The organism is Ruegeria sp. C2 (assembly GCF_056537765.1).
The window spans coordinates 113,638-135,774 of the sequence record NZ_JBQFRZ010000005.1 but is presented as its reverse complement, the minus strand read 5'-3'; the positions used below and the strand labels follow the sequence as shown (position 1 = coordinate 135,774).

The window sequence follows — 22,137 nt, the reverse complement described above, 5'->3', positions numbered from 1 at the left end:
ATCGACGCATGGGAGTGTCTTTACGCATACGTCAATCAGGAAAAGGACGGATCATGCTGCAGGACATCGCCGACGGGATTCAAAAGGGTCTGGCTGGCAAGAACTTTGACGGATCGCTCAAATTCGATTGCGGCGATGACGGCGTGATCGTTTTGGCCGACAACACAGCTTCGACCGAAGATCGTGAGACAGACTGCACCATCCGCATCTCGCAGGACAATCTGACAAAGCTGCTGACCGGAAAGCTGAACCCGATGACGGGGGTTGCACTGGGTAAGCTGAAGATTTCGGGCAATATAGGTGTCGCGATGAAGTTGGGGCAGTTGCTGGGGTAACGGGCGATCACGGATAAACTCGTCTCACCAGCACGTGACAAACGATGTCAGCGCATTGCAAGCGGGTGAAACTGAGGGCAGCTTGGTCTCGGAAGGAGACCTGCCATGACCCGGACTGCTTATCTGAACTGCATCAAACCCACTCTGCTGTTTGCGCTGATCCTGCTGACGGCCATGTTGCGTGCTCTGCCCGCCCCGGCAGCGGGGACCGAGACGCTGACGGTCGCCGGAGGCTGTTTCTGGTGCGTGGAATCCGATTTCGAATCCGTCCCCGGCGTGCTTGGGGCGGTGTCAGGCTATACCGGCGGCAAGACGGCGAACCCCACCTATGATCAGGTGTCCAAAGGTGGCACCGGTCATTATGAGGCGGTTCAGATCACCTTCGACCCCGCGAAAGTGTCTCGTGAAACGCTGTTGAACATGTTCTTCCGCTCGGTTGATCCTACCGATGCAGGCGGCCAGTTCTGTGACCGGGGCGACAGCTATCGCACTGCCATTTTCGTATCTAACATAGGGGAAAAGACGCTGGCGCAGAAGGCAAAAAGTAATGCTCAGCAGGCATTGGGGCAAACCGTCGTCACGCCGATCCTGCAAGAAGGCACCTTCTATCCGGCAGAAGAATACCATCAGGATTACTACAAGGGTGACAAGCTGGTCTTTACCCGCTTTGGCCCCAAGCGCCAGAAGAACGCCTACAAGGCCTATCGAAATGCGTGTGGCCGCGATGACCGTGTCCGGCAATTGTGGGGCAGCGCCGCGCCTTTCGCTGGGTCTTAATCGAGCTGCGCCTCGCGCACCTCTTTCAAATCCGGAATAACATCCGCTGTGCCGTGCCGCGTGACCATCAAGGCCGCGGCACGCATCGCTTGGGCGATCGCCTGCGCCATCGGCATCCCTCGATCCATCCCCGCCAGCACATATCCGGTGAAGGTATCCCCCGCGCCGGTCGTATCGACAGCGTTGACCTTGTGGGCCTCGAACTGCTGAGGGTCATGGCCTTGATGGTAATACCGCGCGCCTTTTGCACCCAGCGTCACGATCACATACTCTACCGGCAGGTCCGAGGGCGCAAGGCCTGACGCGGCCTGCAACTGCTCGGCCTCGACCTCGTTCAGGATCAGGAAATCCAGAAATGGCAGGACAGCCTGAACCGCGTCGGCCTGAAATGGGGCGGCAGCGTAGCAAACGGTCAGGCCAAGGTCGCGGCCCAGCCGTGCTGCCTCGACCTGTGCGTTGGTTTCGTTCTGCATCACCAAAACGTCCCCGGTGACGGCCTCACCCAAGGCCCGTTGCAGCTGCTGCGCCTCCAACGCGTGATTGGCGCCGGGGTAGAGGATGATCAGGTTTTCGCCTTCGGCATCCACAGCGATGATTGCATGACCGGTTGGGGTATCGGTCTCGGTGATAAACCGGGTATCAACCCCATATTCGGTCAGTCGGTCGCGCGCCCAGCGCCCATCTGACCCGACGGCGCCGATATGCGCCACCCGCGCCCCAGCCCGGGCTGCCGCCACCGACATATTGGCCCCCTTGCCACCCAGAAACCGATCAAGCCCGCCCGCCGCTAGGGTTTCGCCCGCTTCCGGCAAATGCGGCAGGGCATATACCATATCCGCGTTGATCGAGCCCAGGTTCCAGATCGTCATGGTCTATCCAATATCGCAGGAGGCCAGAATAGCCATGTTCAGAATGTCATTCGCGGTCGAGACGGTCGAGCAGATCTGAATCGGCTTGTCGACGCCGGACAGGATCGGGCCGATCACGGTCGCCCCGCCCATTTCCTGCATCAGTTTGGTCGAGATCGAAGCCGAGTGCCGCGCCGGCACGATCAGGATATTGGCCGGCCCGGTGAGGCGCTGAAACGGGTATCCAGCTTGCTGATCCACGTTCAGCGCGACGTCCACGGTCATCTCGCCCTCGTACTCGAAGTTGACGCCGCGCTGGTCCAGAACCACCGGCGCGCGGTGCATCTTCTCAGCCCGCTCGGACACCGGATAGCCAAAGGTCGAGAAGCTGACAAAGGCCACCCGAGGCTCCAACCCCATGTGACGCGCCACCGCGGCCGAACGTTCGGCGATCGTGGCCAGATCATTTTCATCGGGCCATTCGTGCACCAATGTGTCACCGATCAGAACGATACGACCTTTGTGCAGCAGTGCAGTCACACCGGCTGCACCATGGGCGGCATCGGCATCAAATACGTGATTGATACGATCCAGCACATGCGCCGATTTGCGCGTAGCACCGGTCACCAGACCGTCGCCATGACCATGCGCCAGCATCAGGGATGAGAACACATGCCGGTCGCGCGCCGCGAGGCGGTAGATGTCTTTCCGGTCAAAACCCTTACGCTGCAGGCGTTTATACAAAAAGTCTGTATAGGTCTCGAGATGTGTGGTGTTGGCCGCATTCACCACTTCCAACTCGCGTACCGCATCCCCCAATCCAGCTTCTTCCAGCTTGAGTTTGACATCGTCCGGACGGCCCACAACCAACGCCTTGCCGAAGCCCGAGCGCTGATAGGTCACTGCGGCGCGCAAGACGCGGGGATCGTCGCCCTCGGCAAAGATCATCCGGCTTTGTGCCTGACGCGCACGGGCGTTCAGGCCGCGCAGGATGCTGGCAGTTGGGTCCATGCGGGATTTGAGGCTCAGCTCATAGGCGTCCATGTCGATGATCGGACGGCGGGCTGCGCCGGTGTCCATACCCGCCTTGGCGACAGCAGGCGGAATACGGTGGATCAGGCGCGGATCAAACGGCGTCGGGATGATGTAATCACGCCCAAAGGTAAGCGACTTGCCATAAGCCATGGCAACCTCATCCGGCACGTCCTCACGCGCCAGATTGGCCAGCGCATGGGCGCAGGCGATTTTCATCTCGTCATTGATGGCGCGGGCATGAATGTCCAAAGCCCCGCGGAACAGGTAGGGGAAACCCAAAACGTTGTTGACTTGGTTCGGGTAATCGCTGCGTCCGGTGGCGACGATGGCATCGACGCGCACTTCATGGGCTTCTTCCGGCGTGATCTCGGGATCCGGGTTGGCCATGGCGAAGATCACAGGATTGTCGGCCATACTAGCGACCATCTCTTGTGTCACAGCGCCTTTGACGGATACGCCCAGGAATACGTCAGCACCCTTCATCGCTTCCTCGAGAGTTCGCAGATCTGTGGTGATCGCGTGCGCCGATTTCCACTGGTTCATGCCCTCGGCCCGACCCTGATAGATCACGCCCTTGGTGTCACAGACGATGCAGTTCTCATGCCGCGCGCCCATCGACTTGAGCAGTTCGATACAGGCGATGCCCGCAGCCCCGGCCCCGTTCAGAACGATCTTCACATCCTCGATTTTCTTGCCCGAGATATGCAGCGCGTTGATCAGACCCGCCGCACAGATCACCGCTGTGCCGTGCTGATCATCGTGGAAGACGGGGATGTCCATCTCCTCCTTCAGGCGCTGTTCGATGATGAAACATTCAGGTGCCTTGATGTCCTCAAGGTTGATACCGCCAAAGGTCGGCCCCATCAGGCGAACCGCGCGGCAGAACTCATCCGGGTCCTCAGTGTCCAATTCGATATCGATCGAGTTCACATCGGCGAACCGTTTGAACAGGACAGATTTCCCCTCCATCACCGGTTTCGAGCCCAGCGCACCGAGATTGCCAAGGCCCAGAACGGCTGTGCCATTCGAGATCACGGCAACCAGATTGCCCTTGTTGGTATAGTCATAGGCCGTTTCGGGTGCCTCGGCGATGGCTTCACATGGAACAGCAACACCGGGGCTGTAGGCCAGCGACAGATCGCGCTGGGTGGTCATGGGAACGGTGGCCTGCACCTCCCACTTGCCGGGGGTCGGGTCCAGGTGAAAGGCCAGCGCCTCTTCTTTGGTGATCTTCGCTTTGGGCATCTTTTGGGTCGTTTCCATGACTTCAGGGCTGATGCGTCATAGCGCAGGCGCGCGCGCGCCTCAACGACAATGCGTTTTCACCTTTCGTCGCACGAAGGGGATTTGTAAGGTCGCGTCCGGAAGACGCCAATAGGGGGCCGCTTTTGTCCACAGTCACGCCAATGATGGCGCAATATCTTGAGATCAAAGAGGCCCATGCCGACGCCCTGCTGTTCTACCGCATGGGCGATTTCTACGAGATGTTTTTCGAGGACGCCGTCAACGCTGCCGAAGCGTTGGACATCGCCTTGACCAAACGTGGCAAACACAACGGGACCGATATTCCGATGTGCGGCGTGCCGGTCCATTCGGCCGAGGGCTATCTGCTGACCCTGATCCGCAAAGGCTTTCGCGTCGCCGTCTGCGAGCAGATGGAAAGTCCGGCTGAAGCGAAAAAAAGAGGCTCTAAATCGGTGGTAAAGCGCGATGTCGTGCGTCTGGTGACGCCCGGCACACTGACCGAAGACGCCTTGCTGGAAGCCCGCCGTCATAACTTTCTGGCTGCCTATTCTGAGGTGCGGGACGAGGCAGCGCTGGCTTGGGCTGATATCTCAACCGGTGCGTTTCACGTGATGCCTTTGACATCCGTTCGTTTAAGTCCTGAGCTTGCGCGACTGGCTCCGTCCGAGCTGATCGTAGCGGATGGCGCGGATCAGCCGCTGCAAGAACCGGTTCGCGATCTGGGTATCTCGCTGACCCCTATCGGACGCGCAAGTTTTGACAGCACGGCGGCAGAGAAACGCCTCTGCGGTCTGTTTCACGTGGGCGCGCTGGATGCGTTTGGTTCCTTCGGGCGCGCCGAAGTGTCGGCCATGGGCGCGCTGATCGACTATCTGGAGATCACGCAGAAGGGTAAATTGCCCCTGCTGCAAACGCCTTTAAAGGAATCCGAGGATCGCGTCGTTCAGATCGACGCCGCCACACGCCGCAATCTGGAACTGACCCGATCTCTGTCCGGTGGTCGGGCCGGATCGCTGCTGTCTGTGGTCGACCGCACCGTCACACCCGGTGGTGCGCGGCTGCTGGAGCAGCGCCTGTCCAGCCCTTCGCGCAATCTGGATGTGATCCATGCCCGGCTGGATGCGGTGACTTTCGCGGCTGAGGACAGCTTGACCGCCTCAGACCTGCGCGAGGCGCTGCGCAAGACCCCGGATCTGGACCGCGCCCTTTCGCGGCTTTCCCTTGAGCGTGGAGGGCCGCGCGATCTGGCCGCCGTTCGCAACGGACTGACTCAGGCGTCAACGATTGCCGAGCTTTGCGGTACGCAGGACCTGCCAATATTGCTGTCTACAGCCGTTCAAAACCTTGTCGGCTTTGATGACCTCTTGGGTCTGCTTGACGAGGCGCTGGTTGCCGAACCGCCGCTATTGGCTCGTGACGGAGGCTTCATAGCCCCCGGCTTTGACTCGGAACTGGATGAGGCCCGAACTTTGCGCGACGAAGGTCGCTCGGTCATCGCCGGGTTTCAGCAGAAATATGCAGAGCATACCGGCATTGCTTCGTTGAAGATCAAGCATAACAACGTGCTGGGTTACTTCATCGAAACCACCGCCACACATGCCGAAAAAATGCTGAACCCGCCGTTCAGCGAGACCTATATTCACCGTCAAACCACTGCCAATCAGGTGCGCTTTACCACCGTCGAACTCTCCGAGATCGAAACCCGTATCCTGAACGCAGGAAATCTGGCTTTGGAGATCGAAAAAAGGCTCTATCAAAGGCTATCTGACGAGATTCTTACCCTCGCCGGCCGCCTGAACCAAGCCGCGCGCGGGCTGGCTGAGCTGGATTTGACCACCGCCTTGGCAGATCTGGCACGCGGAGAGAACTGGTGTCGACCGCAGGTCGATGCCTCGCGCGCGTTCGATGTGCAAGGCGGTCGCCATCCGGTCGTAGAACATGCGCTGCGCCAGCAAAGTGGCGATGCGTTCATCGCCAATGATTGTGATCTGAGCGCCGAGGACGGTGCTGCCATCTGGCTGCTGACAGGTCCCAACATGGCTGGTAAATCAACCTTCCTGCGCCAGAACGCGCTGATCGCCCTGTTGGCGCAAATGGGCAGCTATGTTCCGGCAGAACGGGCGCATGTCGGTGTCGTCAGCCAGCTGTTCAGCCGTGTCGGCGCGTCGGACGATCTGGCCCGGGGCCGCTCGACATTTATGGTCGAGATGGTGGAGACCGCTGCCATCCTCAATCAGGCTGACGACCGCGCGCTGGTCATTCTTGATGAAATTGGCCGCGGCACCGCCACCTATGACGGCCTGTCCATCGCCTGGGCGACACTGGAACACCTACATGCCGCCAACAAATGTCGTGCCTTGTTTGCGACCCACTACCATGAATTAACCGCCTTGGCAGGAAATCTGGAGGGCGTCGACAACGCCACCGTCGCGGTCAAGGAATGGGAAGGTGAGGTGATCTTCCTGCACGAGGTGCACAAAGGCGCCGCCGACCGTTCCTATGGTGTTCAGGTCGCCCAACTCGCCGGTCTGCCTGCATCCGTGGTTGAGCGCGCCCGCGTCGTGTTGGATCAGTTGGAAAAAACCGAGCGTGAGGGTGGCAAGCAAAAGGCCTTGATCGACGACCTGCCCTTGTTTTCAGCAGCGCCGCCTCCTCCGCCTTCGGCACCCAAGGCCTCACCGGTCACGGATATGCTCGACGAGATCCTGCCGGATGAGCTGACCCCGCGCGAAGCGTTGGACCTGATCTATAAATTGAAAGAGGCGGCCAGATCCTGACCGCCTCAAAATTCTTGTTTTTATAACTGCTTAGCTTGCAGGCATCGACGAAACGCCGACCTGCGCCGGGCGCAGCAGGCGGTCATGCAGCATAAAACCTTCGGCCGAGACCTGAATGATGTCCCCGGCTTTGGTGCCAGGCACCGGAGCCTCAAACATTGCCTCATGTACATTCGGGTCAAACCGGTCGCCAACTTCGGGCGTGATCACTTCAATCCCGTGCTTCTGGAACACGTCCTTCAACGCCCGCATGGTCAGCTCCACACCTTCCAGCAGACCGGCGGCAACCTCTTTCTGCTCATCGGTCGCGGCCTCAAGTGCGCGCTTCATATTGTCATAGACCGGCAGCATGTCGCGCGCCAGTTTCGACCCGCCATACTGCTCAGCATCCCGGCGCGCCTTGTCGCCGCGCTTGCGGGCGTTCTCGGCGTCGGCCAGCGCACGCATGAACTTGTCTTTATAGTCGTCTCGCTCAGCACGCAGCTGATCGATCTCCAGCGCCTCTTCGCTGATCTCAGCAAATTCCTCGGCAAACTCTTCCGCTTCTGCGGACATGATATCGTCCAGAAATTCTTCGTTCTTGGGCTCTGCCATCTCTTACCCTCTAGCTCCGGTCGGATATCAGCTTGCCGACCAGTTGCGCCGTATAATCCACGATTGGCACGATCCGCCCGTAATTCAGACGTGTGGGTCCGATGACCCCGACCGCACCGATTATCTTTCGATCAGCGTTCATATATGGAGACACCACCAAAGAGGAACCCGAAAGTGAGAAAAGTTTGTTCTCGGAACCAATAAAAATGCGCACACCCTCGCCATCTTCGGTCAATTCGAGGAATTCGGCGATGTCACGTTTGCGTTCCAGATCGTCAAACAGCGTTCGGATCCGGTCCAACTCTTCAGTCTGACCCGGTTCATTCAACAGATTCGCCCGCCCGCGCACAATCAAACGGGCCGAGTCGCCGCCATCGCTGTCCCAAGCGGCCATCCCGCTCTCGACCATCTCACGCGCCAGCACATCGATTTCTTGTCTGCGGGCGTCGATCTGGCTTTGCATCTGACGCCGCACTTCGCTGAGCGTCCGCCCCTCGATCAGCGCATTCAGAAAGTTCGCCGCCTCACGCATTGAACTGGGTGTCTGCCCTGGCGGCGGGGTGAACAGCCGGTTTTCCACGTGACCGTCCGAGAATACCAGAACCACCAAAGCCCGGTCATGGCCCAGAGAGACAAACTCGATATGCTTGATCTCGGCCTCGTGCTTGGGTGTCAGAACCAGTGATGCACCTTGCGTCACGTGAGACAATGCCGATCCCACACGATCCAGCATTCCGCCCACATCGCCCGCGTTAGAGCCTAAAGTCTCGTCCAGTTTCTGCCGATCATCCGCGCCCAGATCGCCAACTTCGAGCAATCCATCGACAAACATACGTAGCCCCTGCTGGGTCGGAATACGGCCAGCACTGATATGAGGGCTGTCCAGCAAGCCCAGAAATTCCAGATCCTGCATAACGTTGCGCACAGTGGCGGCGCTGACTTTCTCGGACAATGTACGCGTCAGCGTGCGGCTGCCGACAGGCTCACCGCTGTCCAGATAACTTTCGACGATCAGCCGGAATACTTCCCGTGACCGGTCGTTCATCTCATCCAGAATTTTGCTCGCTTCACTCATCGGCGGTCCCCTGCTGGATCGTCATTAAATCGCAGGTAAATGAAAGGTCAATCGGGGTTGCATCGTAACGCTGCGGGGCGGTATCCCCAACCCAGTAGATAAAGGAATTCCCATGCGACCCTCAGGACGTGATCTAAACGAAATGCGCGCCGTTTCAATCGAAACGGGCTTTACCAAACATGCCGAAGGTTCCTGCCTGATCAAGATGGGCGATACCCACGTGCTGTGCACCGCCACGATCGAGGATCGCGTACCGCCCTTCATCAAAGGCTCAGGGCTAGGTTGGGTCACCGCCGAATATGGAATGCTGCCACGGGCGACAAATACGCGGATGCGGCGCGAGGCTGCCTCGGGCAAGCAGGGTGGTCGGACTGTGGAAATTCAGCGCCTGATTGGCCGTGCGTTGCGCGCCGGTGTGGACCGGGTCGCCCTGGGTGAACGACAGATCACTGTCGACTGTGATGTGATCCAGGCTGATGGCGGAACCCGCTGCGCTTCGATCACCGGTGGCTGGGTCGCGCTGCGTCTGGCGGTCAATAAGCTGATGAAGATGGGAGACGTGATTTCTGACCCGCTGGTCGATCCGGTAGCAGCGGTTTCTTGTGGCATCTATGCCGGTCAGCCGGTTCTGGATCTGGATTACCCCGAAGACAGCGAAGCTGGCGTCGACGGCAACTTCATCATGACCGGTTCGGGCAAACTGATCGAAGTTCAGATGAGCGCCGAAGGCTCGGTCTTTAGCCGCGCCCAGATGGATCAGTTGATGGATCTGGCCGAAAAAGGCGTCGGCGAACTGGCCACCGCGCAAAAGGCCGCCACCGCATGACCCGCAAGTTCGACGGGGACAGGCTGCTGGTTGCCACCCACAACAAGGGTAAGCTTGAGGAGATGGCGCATCTCCTCGAGCCCTTTGGTGTGACGGTGGTTGGCGCGGGCGAGATGAACCTGCCCGAACCGGAAGAGACCGAAGACACATTTGTCGGCAACGCCCGGATCAAGGCTCATGCCGCTGCGAAGGCGACCGGCCTGCCTGCCCTGTCGGACGATTCCGGGATCACCATTGATGCGCTGGACGGCGCGCCCGGCGTCTATACCGCCGATTGGGCCGAAACCAGAAATGGCCGCGATTTCCTGATGGCCATGACCCGCGCCCATACTGAGCTGGAGGCCAAAGGTGCCGCGCATCCCCGCACCGCGCAGTTCCGCAGCACATTGGTTCTGGCCTGGCCCGATGGTCACGATGAGGTATTCGAGGGCATCGCCCCCGGTCATCTGGTCTGGCCAATCCGAGGCGAAGGCGGGTTTGGCTATGACCCGATGTTTGTCCCCGACGGATACGACATTACCTTTGCCGAGATGGATCGTTGGGAAAAGAACAAGATCAGCCATCGCGGCCGCGCGGTTGAGATGTTCGTGAAAGGCTGCTTTGGCGGATGATTGGCGCAATGGGGGCTTTGGCCTGTACGTGCATTGGCCCTTCTGCGAGGCTAAGTGCCCTTATTGCGACTTCAACAGCCATGTTTCCAAAAGTATCGTTCAAAAACAATGGCTTGATTGCTATCTTAGTGAACTGAAACGTTCTGCCGCTGAAACACCAGATCGCGTGTTGAACACGATCTTCTTTGGCGGCGGCACCCCGTCTCTGATGGACCCGGACACCGTTGCCGCCGTGATCGACCAAGCCCGCGCCCTTTGGCGCCCCGCCAACAACATGGAAATAACGCTTGAGGCCAATCCCGGCTCGGTCGAGGCTGGCCGGTTCGCCGCCTATCAAGACGCCGGGGTCAATCGTATTTCGATGGGCGTGCAGGCGCTGAACGATGACGATCTGCGCCGTCTGGGCCGCATTCATACCGTCGCCGAGGCCCGAGCAGCCTTCGATATCGCCCGCAATTGTTTTGACCGCGTCAGCTTTGATCTGATCTACGCCCGGCAGCATCAGACTCTGGATGCATGGCGCACAGAGTTGACCGAAGCCCTTTCGATGGCCGTCGATCATCTGTCTCTCTATCAATTGACGATCGAGGACGGCACGGCCTTTGGTGACCGGTATGCTGTCGGAAAACTGCGCGGCCTGCCCGAAGAAGATAGCGCCGCCGATATGTATCTGGCCACGCAAGAGATCTGCGAGGCCCACGGTTTACCCGCTTACGAGGTCTCAAACCACGCGCGGCCCGGTTCGGAATCGCAGCATAACCTGATCTATTGGCGCTATGGTGATTACGTCGGCATCGGCCCCGGCGCTCATGGTCGGATCACGCTGAATGGACGAAAGTTTGCAACCGAAACCCACCTGGCCCCGACGAAATGGCTCAAGTCTGCCGAGAATGGATCAGGAGAGAGCAATCGTTCAGAACTGAGCCGTCAGGATCAGGCCACCGAATACCTTATGATGTGTCTTCGCATAGTTGAAGGACTAGATATTGAGAGATATCAAGCTCTCGCGGACCAGCCCTTAGCGCAGGAAAAACTACAGGCTTTAAGTGATATCGGCATGATCACGATTGGCGAAAACCGCTTGCAGACGACATCTGATGGGCGCGCCGTGCTGAATGCCGTAATCCGGGAATTGTTGGAGTAGCGCATGCAATATCTCTGGGCCGGTCTGGGATTGCTCTGCGTTGCGCTCGCCATGATTGGCGTTGCCCTGCCCCTGCTTCCAACTGTACCGTTTCTACTGCTGGCTGCATTTTTCTTCGCACGTTCGTCGTCACGGCTGCACAACTGGTTGCTCAGCCACCGAACTTTTGGACCGATGATTGTCGACTGGCAAAGCTCAGGTGCAATCCGACCAGCGGCAAAAAAGGCGGCCACCGTTTCGATTGCCGCCGTGTTTGGCCTGTCGGTCGTGATCTCAGTTCCGACACATGTCCTGATCATTCAGGCCATTGTGCTTGGGTGTGTCATGATCTTTATCTGGACGCGCCCTAACGGCTGAGCTTGGCGCACAGATCGTCCAACTGATCCAGATTCTCATAAGCCAGCACCACCTGCCCCGATTCCGCACCAGCCTTGTGGTTGATGGTCACCTTCATCGCGAGAATCGCTGACAAGTCTTTCTCCAGCGCGCGTGTATCGGCATCCTTTCCAGCATTCAGGTTTCTGGATCGGGGAGCGGGCTTATCAGCATCGCCCTGTTGTTTTTTGACCAAAGCCTCGGTCGCGCGTACCGACAGCCCATCGCGCACCACCTGTTTTGCCAGCTCTGACGGGTTTTCCGCGGTGATCAACGCTCGCGCGTGTCCTGCTGAAAGCTTGCCTTCAATGACCAGCGTCTGCACATCCATCGGTAATGAGAGCAGACGCAGCAGGTTCGCGATGTGGCTGCGGCTTTTGCCCAAAGCCTCGGCCAGTTTTTCCTGCGTGTGACCAAAACGATCCATCAGCTGCTTGAAACCGGCAGCTTCTTCCACTGCATTCAGATCCGCGCGCTGAATATTTTCGATGATGGCGACCTCAAGCACCTCAGTGTCATCGAATTCACGAATAATGACAGGGATTTCATGCAGTTGCGCCATCTGGGCCGCGCGCCAGCGACGCTCGCCAGCGACAATCTCATATTGTCCACCTGTGATGCTGCGTACGATCAGAGGCTGAATGATCCCCTTTTCCTTGACCGAAGCCGCAAGTTCGTCCAGTTGCTCTTGCGCGAACCGGCGGCGTGGCTGATCCGGGTTTGCTTGCAGTTTTTCAATCGGAACCTTCAGATCAGGACGGCGCGGTTCAGCTGTGATCCGACCATCCGCCTCGGGCGCTACATCAGCCATCAATGCCGACAAGCCGCGACCTAATCCCCGGGATTTGCTTTTCTTGACGCTCACTATGCCCTCCTGACGTCCGCTTAGGCGGCTACTTTGTTATTCTTATGCATGATCTCTCGAGCAAGATGCCGATAGGCCATCGCCCCAAGAGACCCGGAATCATACTGCAGAACCGGCAACGCGTAAGACGGTGCCTCGCTCACCCGTACATTCCTGGGTATCTTGGTTTTAAATACCATCTCACCCAGATTGTCACGCGCATCCTTTTCAACCTGACGGGACAAGTTGTTGCGGTTGTCATACATGGTCAACACAACACCTTCGATTCTAAGGTCTGGATTCGCGGTCTGGCGCACCTCTCGAATGGTCAGCATGAGCTGGGACAGACCTTCAAGCGCAAAAAACTCGCTCTGCAGCGGCACGAGGACAGAATGCGCCGCGACCATTGCATTTACAGTCAGCAAATTCAGCGACGGAGGGCAATCGATCAGCACAAAGTCCAACCCAAAGGTATCTATTGCAGTCTGACGCAACGCGTCATGCAACAAATAACTGCGTTTTTCGTTTGAAATCAGTTCAATATCCGCTGAGCTAAGGTCAACCGTCGCTGGAACAACATAGAGATTGCTGATCTCTGTTTCCTGAACAACGGCCTCCAACGGGGCATCATCGAGTATGAGATCATATGTCGTCCAATCCCGGTCCTCGACACCCAAACCGGTCGAGGCATTACCCTGAGGATCGAGATCCACGACCAAAACCTTGCAACCCGCTTCTGCCAATCCAGCTGCCAGATTAATCGCTGTTGTCGTCTTTCCCACCCCGCCCTTCTGGTTGGCAACCGCAATAATCCGGGGCCCGGCAGGGCGAGACAGATCAACCACGAGAGACTCCTTTGATCTTCAGGATAACGGCTTGAGGTTCCGTTAAACTTGTAATCGGCTCAACCTCGAATTTCCATTCCTTGCAGGCCTCATCCAATTCTTTTTTCCAGGTTGCGCCTTTCGGCAACAAAGCAACGCCTTCAGGGTTTAAATGCCTATCACAAAAGGACAATAGACTGGTCAGATCTGACAACGCCCGTGCGGACAGGATGTCTGCCCGAAGCGGTTCAACATCTTCGATTCGCTTGGATATGACTTTGCAATTCGCGCCAGTTTCTCGTGCAACATTGCGCAGAAACGCCGATTTGCGTTGATCGCTTTCAACTAAGGTAAACTGCGTGTCCGGAGCAGTTTCAAGCGCCATGATCGCGCAAACCATGCCCGGAAATCCCCCACCACTTCCCAGGTCCACCCAATGAGCGACGGAATCTGAGCAGTGAAACACTTGCACCGAATCCTGGATGTGACGGGTCCAGATTTCTTTAAGACTGTTACGCGAAACCAGGTTTATCTTGGGATTCCAACGCTCAACAAGTTCAACATATTTGCGCAAGCGCTCCAATGTTTCACGTGAAACATTCAGGTTATCGGGCGCCGCACCTTGGATGGCACTCATGCTTTACGCACCTTCATATCGCGACGAAGCTTTGCCAGCACCAGAGTCAATGCCGCCGGCGTCACGCCTTCAACCCGACCCGCCTGAGCGATATTAGCTGGTTTGGCCTGGGACAGTTTTTGCTTCATTTCCGTCGAGAGACCATCGAGCGAGTAATAGTCAAAATCCCTTGGAATCACATGTGATTCATCTCGCTTCATAGCTTCGACATCCCGCTGTTGTCGCGCAATGTAATTGGCATAGAGCGCATCTCTCTCAATCTGACGGCGTGTCCCGTCATCGGTTTGGGAGAGTTCTGGTTCAAGCGCAATCAAATCTTCGAATGCAACATTCGGAAAGGCCAGGACAGCCATACCATCCCGGCGATTACCGTCCTGATTGACCTCGATTCCAGCTGCGCGAATTTCTTTCGGCGTAAAAGTCCGTTCTGTGAGTTTTGATTTTGCCGCCAAAAGCTTATTCAGTTTCTCCGTAAAGGCTGATCGCCGCTTCTCTCCCACACAGCTAAGTTCAATTCCCAATGGCGTCAAACGTTGATCTGCATTGTCAGCGCGAAGCGAAAGACGGAATTCTGCTCGTGAGGTAAACATTCTATACGGTTCCGCAACACCACGAGTGGTCAGGTCGTCGATCATTACGCCGATATAGCTGTCAGAACGTGTAAAAAACACCGATTCCAGCCCCTGAACTTCTCTGGCAGCGTTCAGACCGGCTACTATACCTTGGGCGGCCGCCTCCTCATATCCTGTGGTTCCATTGATTTGGCCCGCAAGATATAGCCCCGGTACATCAGGCAGCGACAGGGAAGCATCTAAGACTCGAGGATCAACATAGTCATATTCGATCGCATAGCCCGGTTGCTGGATTTCGGCCTGCTCAAGCCCTTTGATCGAGCGCACATATTCAACCTGAACATCCTGAGGTAATGATGTGGAAATACCATTGGGGTACACCGTGTGATCGTTTACGCCCTCGGGCTCTAGAAAAATCTGATGCGAGTCCTTATCCGCAAATCTCACGATCTTGTCTTCGATCGAGGGGCAATACCTGGGCCCCACGCCATCAATATGCCCGCCGTACATCGCGGATCGCGACAGATTGCGCTCAATAATCTCATGCGTTTTGGCGTTGGTATGTGTGATACCACAGGCAATTTGCGGTGCCGTCACCGATTTTGACAGAAATGAAAACAAGGTAGGTTCAGTATCGCCATCCTGTTGTTCCAGCACATCCCAGTCGATTGTCCGGCCATCGAGGCGTGGAGGTGTCCCGGTTTTCAAGCGTGCCATCGGCAGTGCAAAGCCGTTCAATCTTTCTGCCAGCTTCACTGAAGGTCGGTCACCCATGCGACCTCCGGGCTTCGAAACGTCGCCAATATGAATGACGCCCCGTAGAAATGTGCCGGATGTCAGGATAACAGTCTGCGACGGGATCACCGAACCATCCGTCAAAACAACTCCGGTAACGCGATTTCCATCCATTCGAAAATCGACCACTTCACCAGTGATGATGGTTAAATTCGGCTGATTCTGAGTGGCTTGAACCATGGCCGCGCGATACAGTGCGCGATCAGCCTGCGCGCGCGGGCCCTGCACTGCCGGCCCTTTTCGGCGGTTCAAAAGGCGGAACTGAATGCCTGCCTGATCTGCCACACGGCCCATGACACCGTCCAACGCATCGATTTCGCGAACCAGATGGCCTTTCCCAAGACCTCCGATGGCGGGGTTACAGGACATCACCCCAATATCCCGTTCGGACAAAGTGACCAGAGCAGTCGACACACCCATACGGGCGGCTGCATGGGCGGCCTCAGCCCCTGCATGGCCGGCACCAATCACGACAACATCAAACTCCGAATGTTTCACGTGAAACACTCCTCACTTACCCAGACAGAAACTGGCGAATATCTCATCCAGAAGAGTTTCGACATCGATTCTTCCCACCAGCGATTCAAGTGCACGAATGGCAGTTCGCAGCTCTTCTGCTGCTATATCATACATATCGGGACCTGATTCCAGAACCGCCTGCGCGGCGTTCAATGCCTCACTTGCCCTTATCATCGCAATTCGATGCCTTTCGCGTGTCGCAATACCATGACTGGTAGTTCGGTCACTCAAGACACGCGAAATGTTGTCTATGAGCCTATCGATCCCCTGCCCGGTTTTACCCGAGATTCCGTCTTCGGAATCGTCGCGCAGATCAGATTTTGGCAGAACATGGATATCACCCTTCTGCATATCAACACCCAAGGAGTCTGGATTGTCAGTCAGAAACACACGTAAATCGGCAGCATCCGCACGGCTGCGCGCCAGTTCAATCCCGAGGTTTTCGACATGATCCTCAGTCTCTCTCAAACCGGCCGTGTCCAACAATGTGACAGGTAAGCCTGCGAGATCCATCCGAACCTCGATCACATCTCGCGTTGTGCCTGCGTATTCCGAGGTGATTGCTGCCTCTCGACCCGCCAAAGCATTCAGTAACGTTGACTTTCCGGCATTCGGAAGACCAACAATCGCAACCTCAAATCCAGTACGGATCCGCTCAGCAATCTGTACGCCATTGGCCTCACGGGCCAGATCAGCCTTTACACCAGAAATCAGGTTCCGGACTTCGGGCGTTACATCGGTCGGCACTTCTTCATCTGCGAAATCAATCACAGCTTCCAGCAATGACGCCGCCCGGATCAGATCCCGCCGCCAACCCTCAGCCAGGGAACCAAGCGCGCCGGCCAGAATGGTCTGAGCCTGTTTACGCTGGGCTTCGGTTTCAGCGTCGATCAAATCGGCAAGCCCTTCGACCTGAGCCAAATCCATCTTGCCATTTTCCAAGGCTCGACGCGTGAACTCACCCGGCTCCGCTAGACGCAATCCATCCAAGTCAGACAGGCAACGCAGAACTGCATTGACCGAGGCGGTACTGCCGTGAATCTGCAACTCAACCACGTCTTCACCTGTGAAACTAGCCGGGGCCTGAAAGGTCAGCACCAACCCGTCATCCAGGCGCGCGCCATCTGGCGTGCGCAATGTGCGCAGATGCATCCCGCGTGGCGGTAGCCCGCCCCCGGCCAACGTGTTCGCGGCCTCATGGGCATCAGGCCCCGAAAGGCGAATGACCGCTACACCTGCTTTGCCCTGGGCGCTGGCCAGGGCGAATATCGTATCCATGGATAGCCCCCGCGACAGTGCCGGTTCAGCGTCAGGTGTTCATTGAATCGAAGAATTCCGAATTCGTCTTGGTCTGTTTCAACTTGGACAGAAGGAACTCGATCGCGTCGGTCGTGCCCATCGGGTTGAGGATGCGGCGCAGAACGAAGGTCTTGGCCAAATCGCCCTTATCGACCAGCAGGTCCTCTTTCCGGGTACCGGATTTGAGGATGTCGATTGCAGGGAACACGCGCTTGTCTGCAATCTTGCGATCCAGAACGATTTCCGAGTTACCGGTGCCTTTGAATTCTTCAAAGATCACTTCATCCATCCGGCTGCCGGTATCGATCAGCGCCGTGGCGATGATGGTCAGCGAGCCACCCTCTTCAATGTTCCGGGCAGCACCGAAGAAACGCTTGGGCCGTTGCAACGCGTTTGCGTCCACACCACCGGTCAGAACTTTACCCGAGGACGGGACCACAGTGTTAAAGGCCCTACCAAGTCTTGTGATCGAATCGAGAAGAATAACAACATCTCGTTTGTGCTCGACCAGACGCTTGGCTTTTTCGATCACCATCTCAGACACAGCCACGTGGCGAGTCGCCGGTTCATCGAAGGTCGAAGATACAACCTCACCCTTCACCGAGCGCTGCATGTCCGTCACCTCTTCGGGGCGTTCGTCGATTAGCAGCACGATCAGGTAACACTCTGGATGGTTCTGTTCAATCGAATGCGCGATGTTCTGCAGGATCACCGTCTTACCAGTCCGCGGCGGCGCTACGATCAGCGACCGCTGACCTTTACCGATAGGCGAAACCAGGTCGATCACTCGGGCCGACTTGTCCTTGATGGTCGGATCTTCGATCTCCATCTTCAGACGCTCTTCGGGATACAGCGGCGTCAGGTTGTCAAACAGGATCTTGTGCTTGGCCTTGTCCGGATCTTCGAAGTTGATCTTGGTGACCTTCGTCAGAGCAAAGTACCGCTCGTTCTCATCCGGTGCCTTGATCTCGCCCTCAACCGTATCCCCGGTGCGCAACGAGTGCTGGCGGATCATCTCCGGAGAGACATAGATGTCATCAGGACCCGGCAGATAGTTCGCCTCGGGCGAGCGCAGGAAACCAAAGCCATCCTGCAGGACTTCCAGCACGCCATCGCCACCAACGGTCCAGCCCTCATCCGCGCGCTCGCGCAGAATCTGGAACATCATCTCGCCTTTACGCATGGTCGAGGCGTTTTCGATCTCCAGCTCTTCGGCCATCGCCAGAAGGTCTTTGGGGCTTTTGGCTTTCAGGTCAGCCAGATTCAGGGCGTCAGTTGTCATGATATATACCTTCACCGCTGATCATGCGGCACGAAGTGGAATTTCAGTACGGAAGATACGCCGCCCGGACGGGCGTGTTGTGATCTACATATGCGCCCGGACGAGCGGAGTCAAATAGGCGCTCAGAACTTCACTACGACCGCCAGAACGATGGCAACCATCAGAATCGTCGGAACCTCGTTCATCATGCGATACTGCCGCCCTGTGAGCTTATTTCGACCCTCAGCGAAGTCTTTGCGCCGTGCCATCAGCCAATGATGGAACCAGGTCATCCCGATCACCGCCGCGCCCTTGATCCAGGGCCAGCTCCAATCCCAGCCAACGATGCCCGGGGTGAACACCATGATCAGGCCGCAGACCCAGGCCACGATCATTGCAGGGCCCATGATCAACCGCAGCAGTTTCTCTTCCATTTCAAAGAAAATCTGTTCTGCCCCGTCGACCGCTTGCGCCTTTTCAACATGATAGACGAACAGTCTGGGCAGATAGAACAAACCGGCCATCCATGAAATCACGGCCATGATATGCAGTGACTTCACCCACGGATATATCGTGAAAAGAAGATCGGTCATTTTGGCTCCGAACGTTGCTCGGAACTCTCCCTAATAAAAAAATAAGAAAAGAAAAAGGATGATGGTTTTGTAGGGTGCGTAAAATCCGTGGATTACTTTTTTACCCATGGGTTTTCCCCAGGTGGATGAATTCTTCCGGTACGCACCCGATTCTGTTGGCGAAATAGAAAAACTTTATATTTCATATAGTTAATAGGTATCTTAGTTTGTGCTTCTGGGGATAACTCTCAGAGTAAGTTGGGACATAACGGTTATCCTGCCAATCCGAGTTATCCTTACCCAGATTGGATGGTGTTCGAACGACTCAGGTAAGTTTTGCACCAAAATCCCGGGCTTGCGTGTCAACCGGAAAACCATACAAACCATTCAGGAACGCTCAACGATTTACACAGGTGGTTTTCCACATGTCTGTCCCCATTCTGCTGGCCTCGGGTTCGGCCATCCGGGCGCAGTTGCTGCGCAACGCGGGTGTGCCCTTTGACGTGCAGACCGCGCGCGTGGATGAGGATACCGCCAAGCAAGCGCTGTTGGCCGAAGGTGCATCGCCGCGCGATATCGCCGATACGCTGGCTGAGATGAAAGCACGCAAGGTCAGTGACAAGAACCCCGGTGCGATGGTGCTGGGTTGCGATCAGGTGCTGGATTTCGACGGGCAGTTGCTGTCGAAACCTCAAAGCCCCGAAGAGGCGCTGGCGCAATTGAAGGCGATGCGGGGTAAACGGCATATGCTACTTTCTGCCGCTGTGATCTATCAGAACGGTGAACCGATCTGGCGGCATGTCGGGCAGGTGCGGTTGCGGATGCGGATGAGCTCGGACGCCTATCTGCGCGACTATATCGACCGGAACTGGGACAGCATTCGCCACGCGGTTGGGGCTTATAAGCTGGAGGAAGAAGGCGTGCGAATGTTTGCGACCATTGACGGAGACTATTTTAACGTCTTGGGTATGCCCCTGCTCGAGCTGTTGAATTTCCTGGCAATCAAAGGTGTGATTGAACAATGACCAAGACCCACATTCCTTTGGCCGGGGTGATCGGACACCCGATTGCGCATTCGAAGTCTCCCGTTTTGCACGGGCATTGGCTGAAATCCTACGGGTTGGCCGGGCACTATATTCCAATGGATGTCGCCCCGGCGGATTTGGAACAGGTTCTGCACACGCTGCCAAAGGCAGGCTTTGTTGGTGCCAACGTCACCGTCCCGCATAAAGAGGCCGCGCTGAGGGTGGCTGATCACGTCTCGGACCGCGCCTCGGTAATCGGGGCGGCCAATACGCTGGTGTTCCGCGAGGATGGCTCGATCCATGCAGACAACACCGATGGTTATGGGTTCATGCAAAATCTGCGCAGCGGCGCGCCGGACTGGGTGCCGGGTGATGGCCCGGCAGTGGTTTTCGGGGCCGGAGGGGCCGCGCGCGCGGTCCTGCAGGCGTTGGCCGAGGCCGGTGTCCCTGAAATCTTGCTGACCAATCGCACGCGCACGCGCGCGGATCACCTGAAAGAAGAGTTCGGCCAACGCATTACTGTGATCGACTGGGTGCAAGCAGGCAATGTGATCGAAACCGCTGAACTGGTGGTCAACACGACCTCGCTGGGGATGCAGGGCCAGCCGGAGCTGCGTGTGCCGCTGGATGGGCTGCAACCCGGAGCAGTGGTCACCGATCTGGTTTATGCACCGCTGAAAACCCGGCTGCTACAGACCGCGGAAGAGGCCGGATGCACCACTGTCGATGGCCTCGGAATGTTGTTGCATCAGGCGGTTCCCGGTTTTGAGCGCTGGTTCGGTATCCGCCCCGAGGTGGACGACGATCTGCGCGCAGCAGTGCTGGCATGAGTTTCGCGCTGGGCCTGACCGGTTCCATTGGGATGGGCAAAAGCACTACGGCGCAGATGTTCGTGGATGAAGGCTGTGCGCTGTGGGACGCGGACGCGGCAGTGCATCGGCTGTATTCCAAGGGGGGTACAGCGGTTGAGCCAATGCGCACGGCTTTCCCTGAGGCCGTTATTGATGACGCGGTCAGCCGTGATGCGTTGAAGCGGATCATCGCAGGGGACGCGACCGCCTTGAAACAGATCGAAGCGATTGTGCATCCACTGGTCGCTGCGGATCGGGCGGCGTTTCGGGACTCGGCGACAGCTGATATTTTGGTCTTCGACATTCCATTGCTGTTTGAAACCGGAGGTGACGCAGCAATGGATGCTGTTGCCTGCGTCTCGATCTCGGCAGAGGAACAAAAGCGTCGGGTGATGGGACGTGGTACGATGACCGAGGCGCAGTTTGAGCAGATCCGCTCCAAGCAAATGCCGAATGAAGAGAAATGCGTGCGGTCGGATTATGTGATTGTGACGGATACGCTGGACCATGCCCGCGCGCAGGTGCAGGATGTGGTCAGGCGGATACGGGCGGGGATGGCAGATGCGTGAGATTGTACTCGATACTGAAACCACAGGGTTCGATCCCGAAAGCGGTGACCGGATCGTCGAGATTGGTGCGGTTGAGCTGTGGAACCACGTCGCCACGGGCGAGACCTATCACGTCTATATCAACCCCGAACGGTCGATGCCCGACGAGGCATTCGGCGTACACGGTATCGGCCCCGACCTGCTGGAAAACCCACGCCCGCCTGAAAAGGGTGAGGTAACGCTGAAGGACAAGCCAGTCTTCGCAAAAGTAGGCCAGGGTTTCCGCGATTTTGTGGGCGACGCCAAGCTGGTGATTCACAACGCTTCGTTCGACATGAAGTTCCTGAATGCGGAACTCAATTGGATGGGCGTGCCGCTGATCCCGATGGATCAGGCAATCGATACGCTTGCTATAGCACGTAAGCGGTTTCCGGGATCGCCAGCTTCGCTGGATGCATTGTGCCGCCGGTTTGGCATCGACAACTCGAACCGGGTTTTGCACGGCGCGCTGCTCGACTCGGAAATTCTGGCCGAGGTTTATCTGGAGCTGATCGGTGGACGACAGCCCGATTTCGGCTTGGCCACGGCGGCCTCAAACGCAGCTGGTGGGGCGGATGAATGGCGCCCGACGGCGCGCCCGACGGCTTTGCCGTCTCGTATCACCGAAGACGAGCGCGCAGCGCATCAACAATTTGTAGAGAAACTGGGCGAGAACGCCCTGTGGACCCGCGCCTGACCCAAGCCACGC

Annotated in this window: 22 protein-coding genes; 11 read left to right on the top strand and 11 right to left on the bottom strand. The window is 57.2% G+C overall.

Annotated features, from left to right (window positions below; all coding sequences use genetic code 11):
• Positions 1–53: 53 nt before the first annotated feature.
• Together ACR0IV_RS15830 and msrA are read left to right on the top strand one after the other, a co-directional pair.
• Positions 54–335, top strand: coding sequence for an SCP2 sterol-binding domain-containing protein (locus ACR0IV_RS15830; RefSeq protein ID WP_480660138.1), 282 nt, complete (start codon positions 54–56; stop codon positions 333–335).
• Positions 336–440: 105 nt separating this feature from the next.
• Positions 441–1,112 (top strand): peptide-methionine (S)-S-oxide reductase MsrA, encoded by a 672-nt coding sequence (gene msrA / locus ACR0IV_RS15825; RefSeq protein WP_480660137.1) that lies wholly within the window; start codon positions 441–443, stop codon positions 1,110–1,112.
• On the opposite strand, the gene ACR0IV_RS15820 is transcribed toward msrA, so the two are convergent.
• Complete coding sequence (locus ACR0IV_RS15820) at positions 1,109–1,981, bottom strand: ribokinase (RefSeq protein ID WP_480660136.1); 873 nt, start codon at positions 1,979–1,981, stop codon at positions 1,109–1,111. The genes msrA and ACR0IV_RS15820 overlap by 4 nt on opposite strands.
• 3 nt (positions 1,982–1,984) lie before the next feature.
• Positions 1,985–4,240: an NADP-dependent malic enzyme gene (locus tag ACR0IV_RS15815; protein WP_480660199.1), complete on the bottom strand. Its 2,256-nt coding sequence runs from the start codon at positions 4,238–4,240 to the stop codon at positions 1,985–1,987.
• Positions 4,241–4,401: 161 nt separating this feature from the next.
• On the opposite strand from ACR0IV_RS15815, the gene mutS reads away from it, so the two are divergent.
• On the top strand, positions 4,402–7,017 hold the full coding sequence (gene mutS, locus ACR0IV_RS15810) for a DNA mismatch repair protein MutS (RefSeq protein WP_480660198.1): 2,616 nt from the start codon (positions 4,402–4,404) through the stop codon (positions 7,015–7,017).
• Positions 7,018–7,047: 30 nt separating this feature from the next.
• Here the strand turns inward: mutS and ACR0IV_RS15805 are convergent, their stop codons facing one another.
• Both ACR0IV_RS15805 and hrcA read right to left on the bottom strand, forming a co-directional pair.
• A complete protein-coding gene (locus tag ACR0IV_RS15805; protein ID WP_480660135.1) occupies positions 7,048–7,611 on the bottom strand; it encodes a nucleotide exchange factor GrpE in 564 nt (187 codons plus the stop codon).
• 10 nt (positions 7,612–7,621) lie between these two features.
• Entirely contained in the window at positions 7,622–8,686 is a 1,065-nt protein-coding gene (hrcA, locus tag ACR0IV_RS15800) for a heat-inducible transcriptional repressor HrcA (protein WP_480471341.1), read from the bottom strand.
• Positions 8,687–8,798: 112 nt separating this feature from the next.
• Here hrcA and rph point away from each other — a divergent pair, with 112 nt between their 5' ends.
• Genes rph through ACR0IV_RS15780 form a run of 4 tightly spaced genes read left to right on the top strand, consistent with a single transcriptional unit; the run spans position 8,799 to position 11,624 of the window.
• Positions 8,799–9,512, top strand: coding sequence for a ribonuclease PH (gene rph, locus ACR0IV_RS15795; RefSeq protein WP_480660134.1), 714 nt, complete (start codon positions 8,799–8,801; stop codon positions 9,510–9,512).
• Entirely contained in the window at positions 9,509–10,123 is a 615-nt protein-coding gene (rdgB, locus tag ACR0IV_RS15790; protein ID WP_480660133.1) for an RdgB/HAM1 family non-canonical purine NTP pyrophosphatase, read from the top strand. The genes rph and rdgB overlap by 4 nt, the downstream gene beginning before the upstream one ends.
• The gene (gene hemW / locus ACR0IV_RS15785; RefSeq protein WP_480660132.1) at positions 10,113–11,267 is read left to right on the top strand and encodes a radical SAM family heme chaperone HemW; all 1,155 of its coding nucleotides are present in this window, start codon (positions 10,113–10,115) and stop codon (positions 11,265–11,267) included. Before rdgB ends, hemW begins: the two co-directional genes overlap by 11 nt.
• A gap of 3 nt (positions 11,268–11,270) precedes the next feature.
• Positions 11,271–11,624, top strand: coding sequence for a YbaN family protein (locus ACR0IV_RS15780; RefSeq protein WP_480660131.1), 354 nt, complete (start codon positions 11,271–11,273; stop codon positions 11,622–11,624).
• Here the strand turns inward: ACR0IV_RS15780 and ACR0IV_RS15775 are convergent.
• From ACR0IV_RS15775 to hemJ, 7 genes are all read right to left on the bottom strand, one after another.
• Positions 11,614–12,507: a ParB/RepB/Spo0J family partition protein gene (locus ACR0IV_RS15775; RefSeq protein ID WP_480471336.1), complete on the bottom strand. Its 894-nt coding sequence runs from the start codon at positions 12,505–12,507 to the stop codon at positions 11,614–11,616. The genes ACR0IV_RS15780 and ACR0IV_RS15775 overlap by 11 nt on opposite strands.
• A gap of 20 nt (positions 12,508–12,527) precedes the next feature.
• Positions 12,528–13,331, bottom strand: a complete 804-nt coding sequence (locus ACR0IV_RS15770) for a ParA family protein (RefSeq protein ID WP_480471335.1) — start codon at positions 13,329–13,331, stop codon at positions 12,528–12,530.
• On the bottom strand, positions 13,324–13,947 hold the full coding sequence (gene rsmG / locus ACR0IV_RS15765) for a 16S rRNA (guanine(527)-N(7))-methyltransferase RsmG (RefSeq protein WP_480660130.1): 624 nt from the start codon (positions 13,945–13,947) through the stop codon (positions 13,324–13,326). Before rsmG ends, ACR0IV_RS15770 begins: the two co-directional genes overlap by 8 nt.
• Entirely contained in the window at positions 13,944–15,812 is a 1,869-nt protein-coding gene (gene mnmG, locus ACR0IV_RS15760; protein ID WP_480660129.1) for a tRNA uridine-5-carboxymethylaminomethyl(34) synthesis enzyme MnmG, read from the bottom strand. Before mnmG ends, rsmG begins: the two co-directional genes overlap by 4 nt.
• 12 nt (positions 15,813–15,824) lie before the next feature.
• Positions 15,825–17,111 carry a tRNA uridine-5-carboxymethylaminomethyl(34) synthesis GTPase MnmE gene (gene mnmE, locus ACR0IV_RS15755; protein WP_480660128.1) on the bottom strand — a complete coding sequence of 429 codons (1,287 nt, stop codon included), beginning with the start codon at positions 17,109–17,111 and terminating at the stop codon, positions 15,825–15,827.
• A 31-nt stretch (positions 17,112–17,142) separates the two neighbouring features.
• Entirely contained in the window at positions 17,143–18,414 is a 1,272-nt protein-coding gene (rho, locus tag ACR0IV_RS15750) for a transcription termination factor Rho (protein WP_480471331.1), read from the bottom strand.
• A 122-nt stretch (positions 18,415–18,536) separates the two neighbouring features.
• Positions 18,537–18,986 (bottom strand): protoporphyrinogen oxidase HemJ, encoded by a 450-nt coding sequence (hemJ, locus tag ACR0IV_RS15745; RefSeq protein WP_480660127.1) that lies wholly within the window; start codon positions 18,984–18,986, stop codon positions 18,537–18,539.
• 404 nt (positions 18,987–19,390) lie between these two features.
• On the opposite strand from hemJ, the gene ACR0IV_RS15740 reads away from it, so the two are divergent.
• From ACR0IV_RS15740 to dnaQ, 4 genes are read left to right on the top strand one after another with little or no spacing between them, the layout of a single operon-like run.
• A complete protein-coding gene (locus ACR0IV_RS15740) occupies positions 19,391–19,990 on the top strand; it encodes a Maf family protein (RefSeq protein WP_480660126.1) in 600 nt (199 codons plus the stop codon).
• Positions 19,987–20,820, top strand: coding sequence for a shikimate dehydrogenase (locus ACR0IV_RS15735; protein WP_480660125.1), 834 nt, complete (start codon positions 19,987–19,989; stop codon positions 20,818–20,820). Before ACR0IV_RS15740 ends, ACR0IV_RS15735 begins: the two co-directional genes overlap by 4 nt.
• Positions 20,817–21,410 (top strand): dephospho-CoA kinase, encoded by a 594-nt coding sequence (gene coaE / locus ACR0IV_RS15730; RefSeq protein ID WP_480660124.1) that lies wholly within the window; start codon positions 20,817–20,819, stop codon positions 21,408–21,410. Before ACR0IV_RS15735 ends, coaE begins: the two co-directional genes overlap by 4 nt.
• Positions 21,403–22,125: a DNA polymerase III subunit epsilon gene (dnaQ, locus tag ACR0IV_RS15725; protein ID WP_480660123.1), complete on the top strand. Its 723-nt coding sequence runs from the start codon at positions 21,403–21,405 to the stop codon at positions 22,123–22,125. The genes coaE and dnaQ overlap by 8 nt, the downstream gene beginning before the upstream one ends.
• Positions 22,126–22,137: the final 12 nt, after the last annotated feature.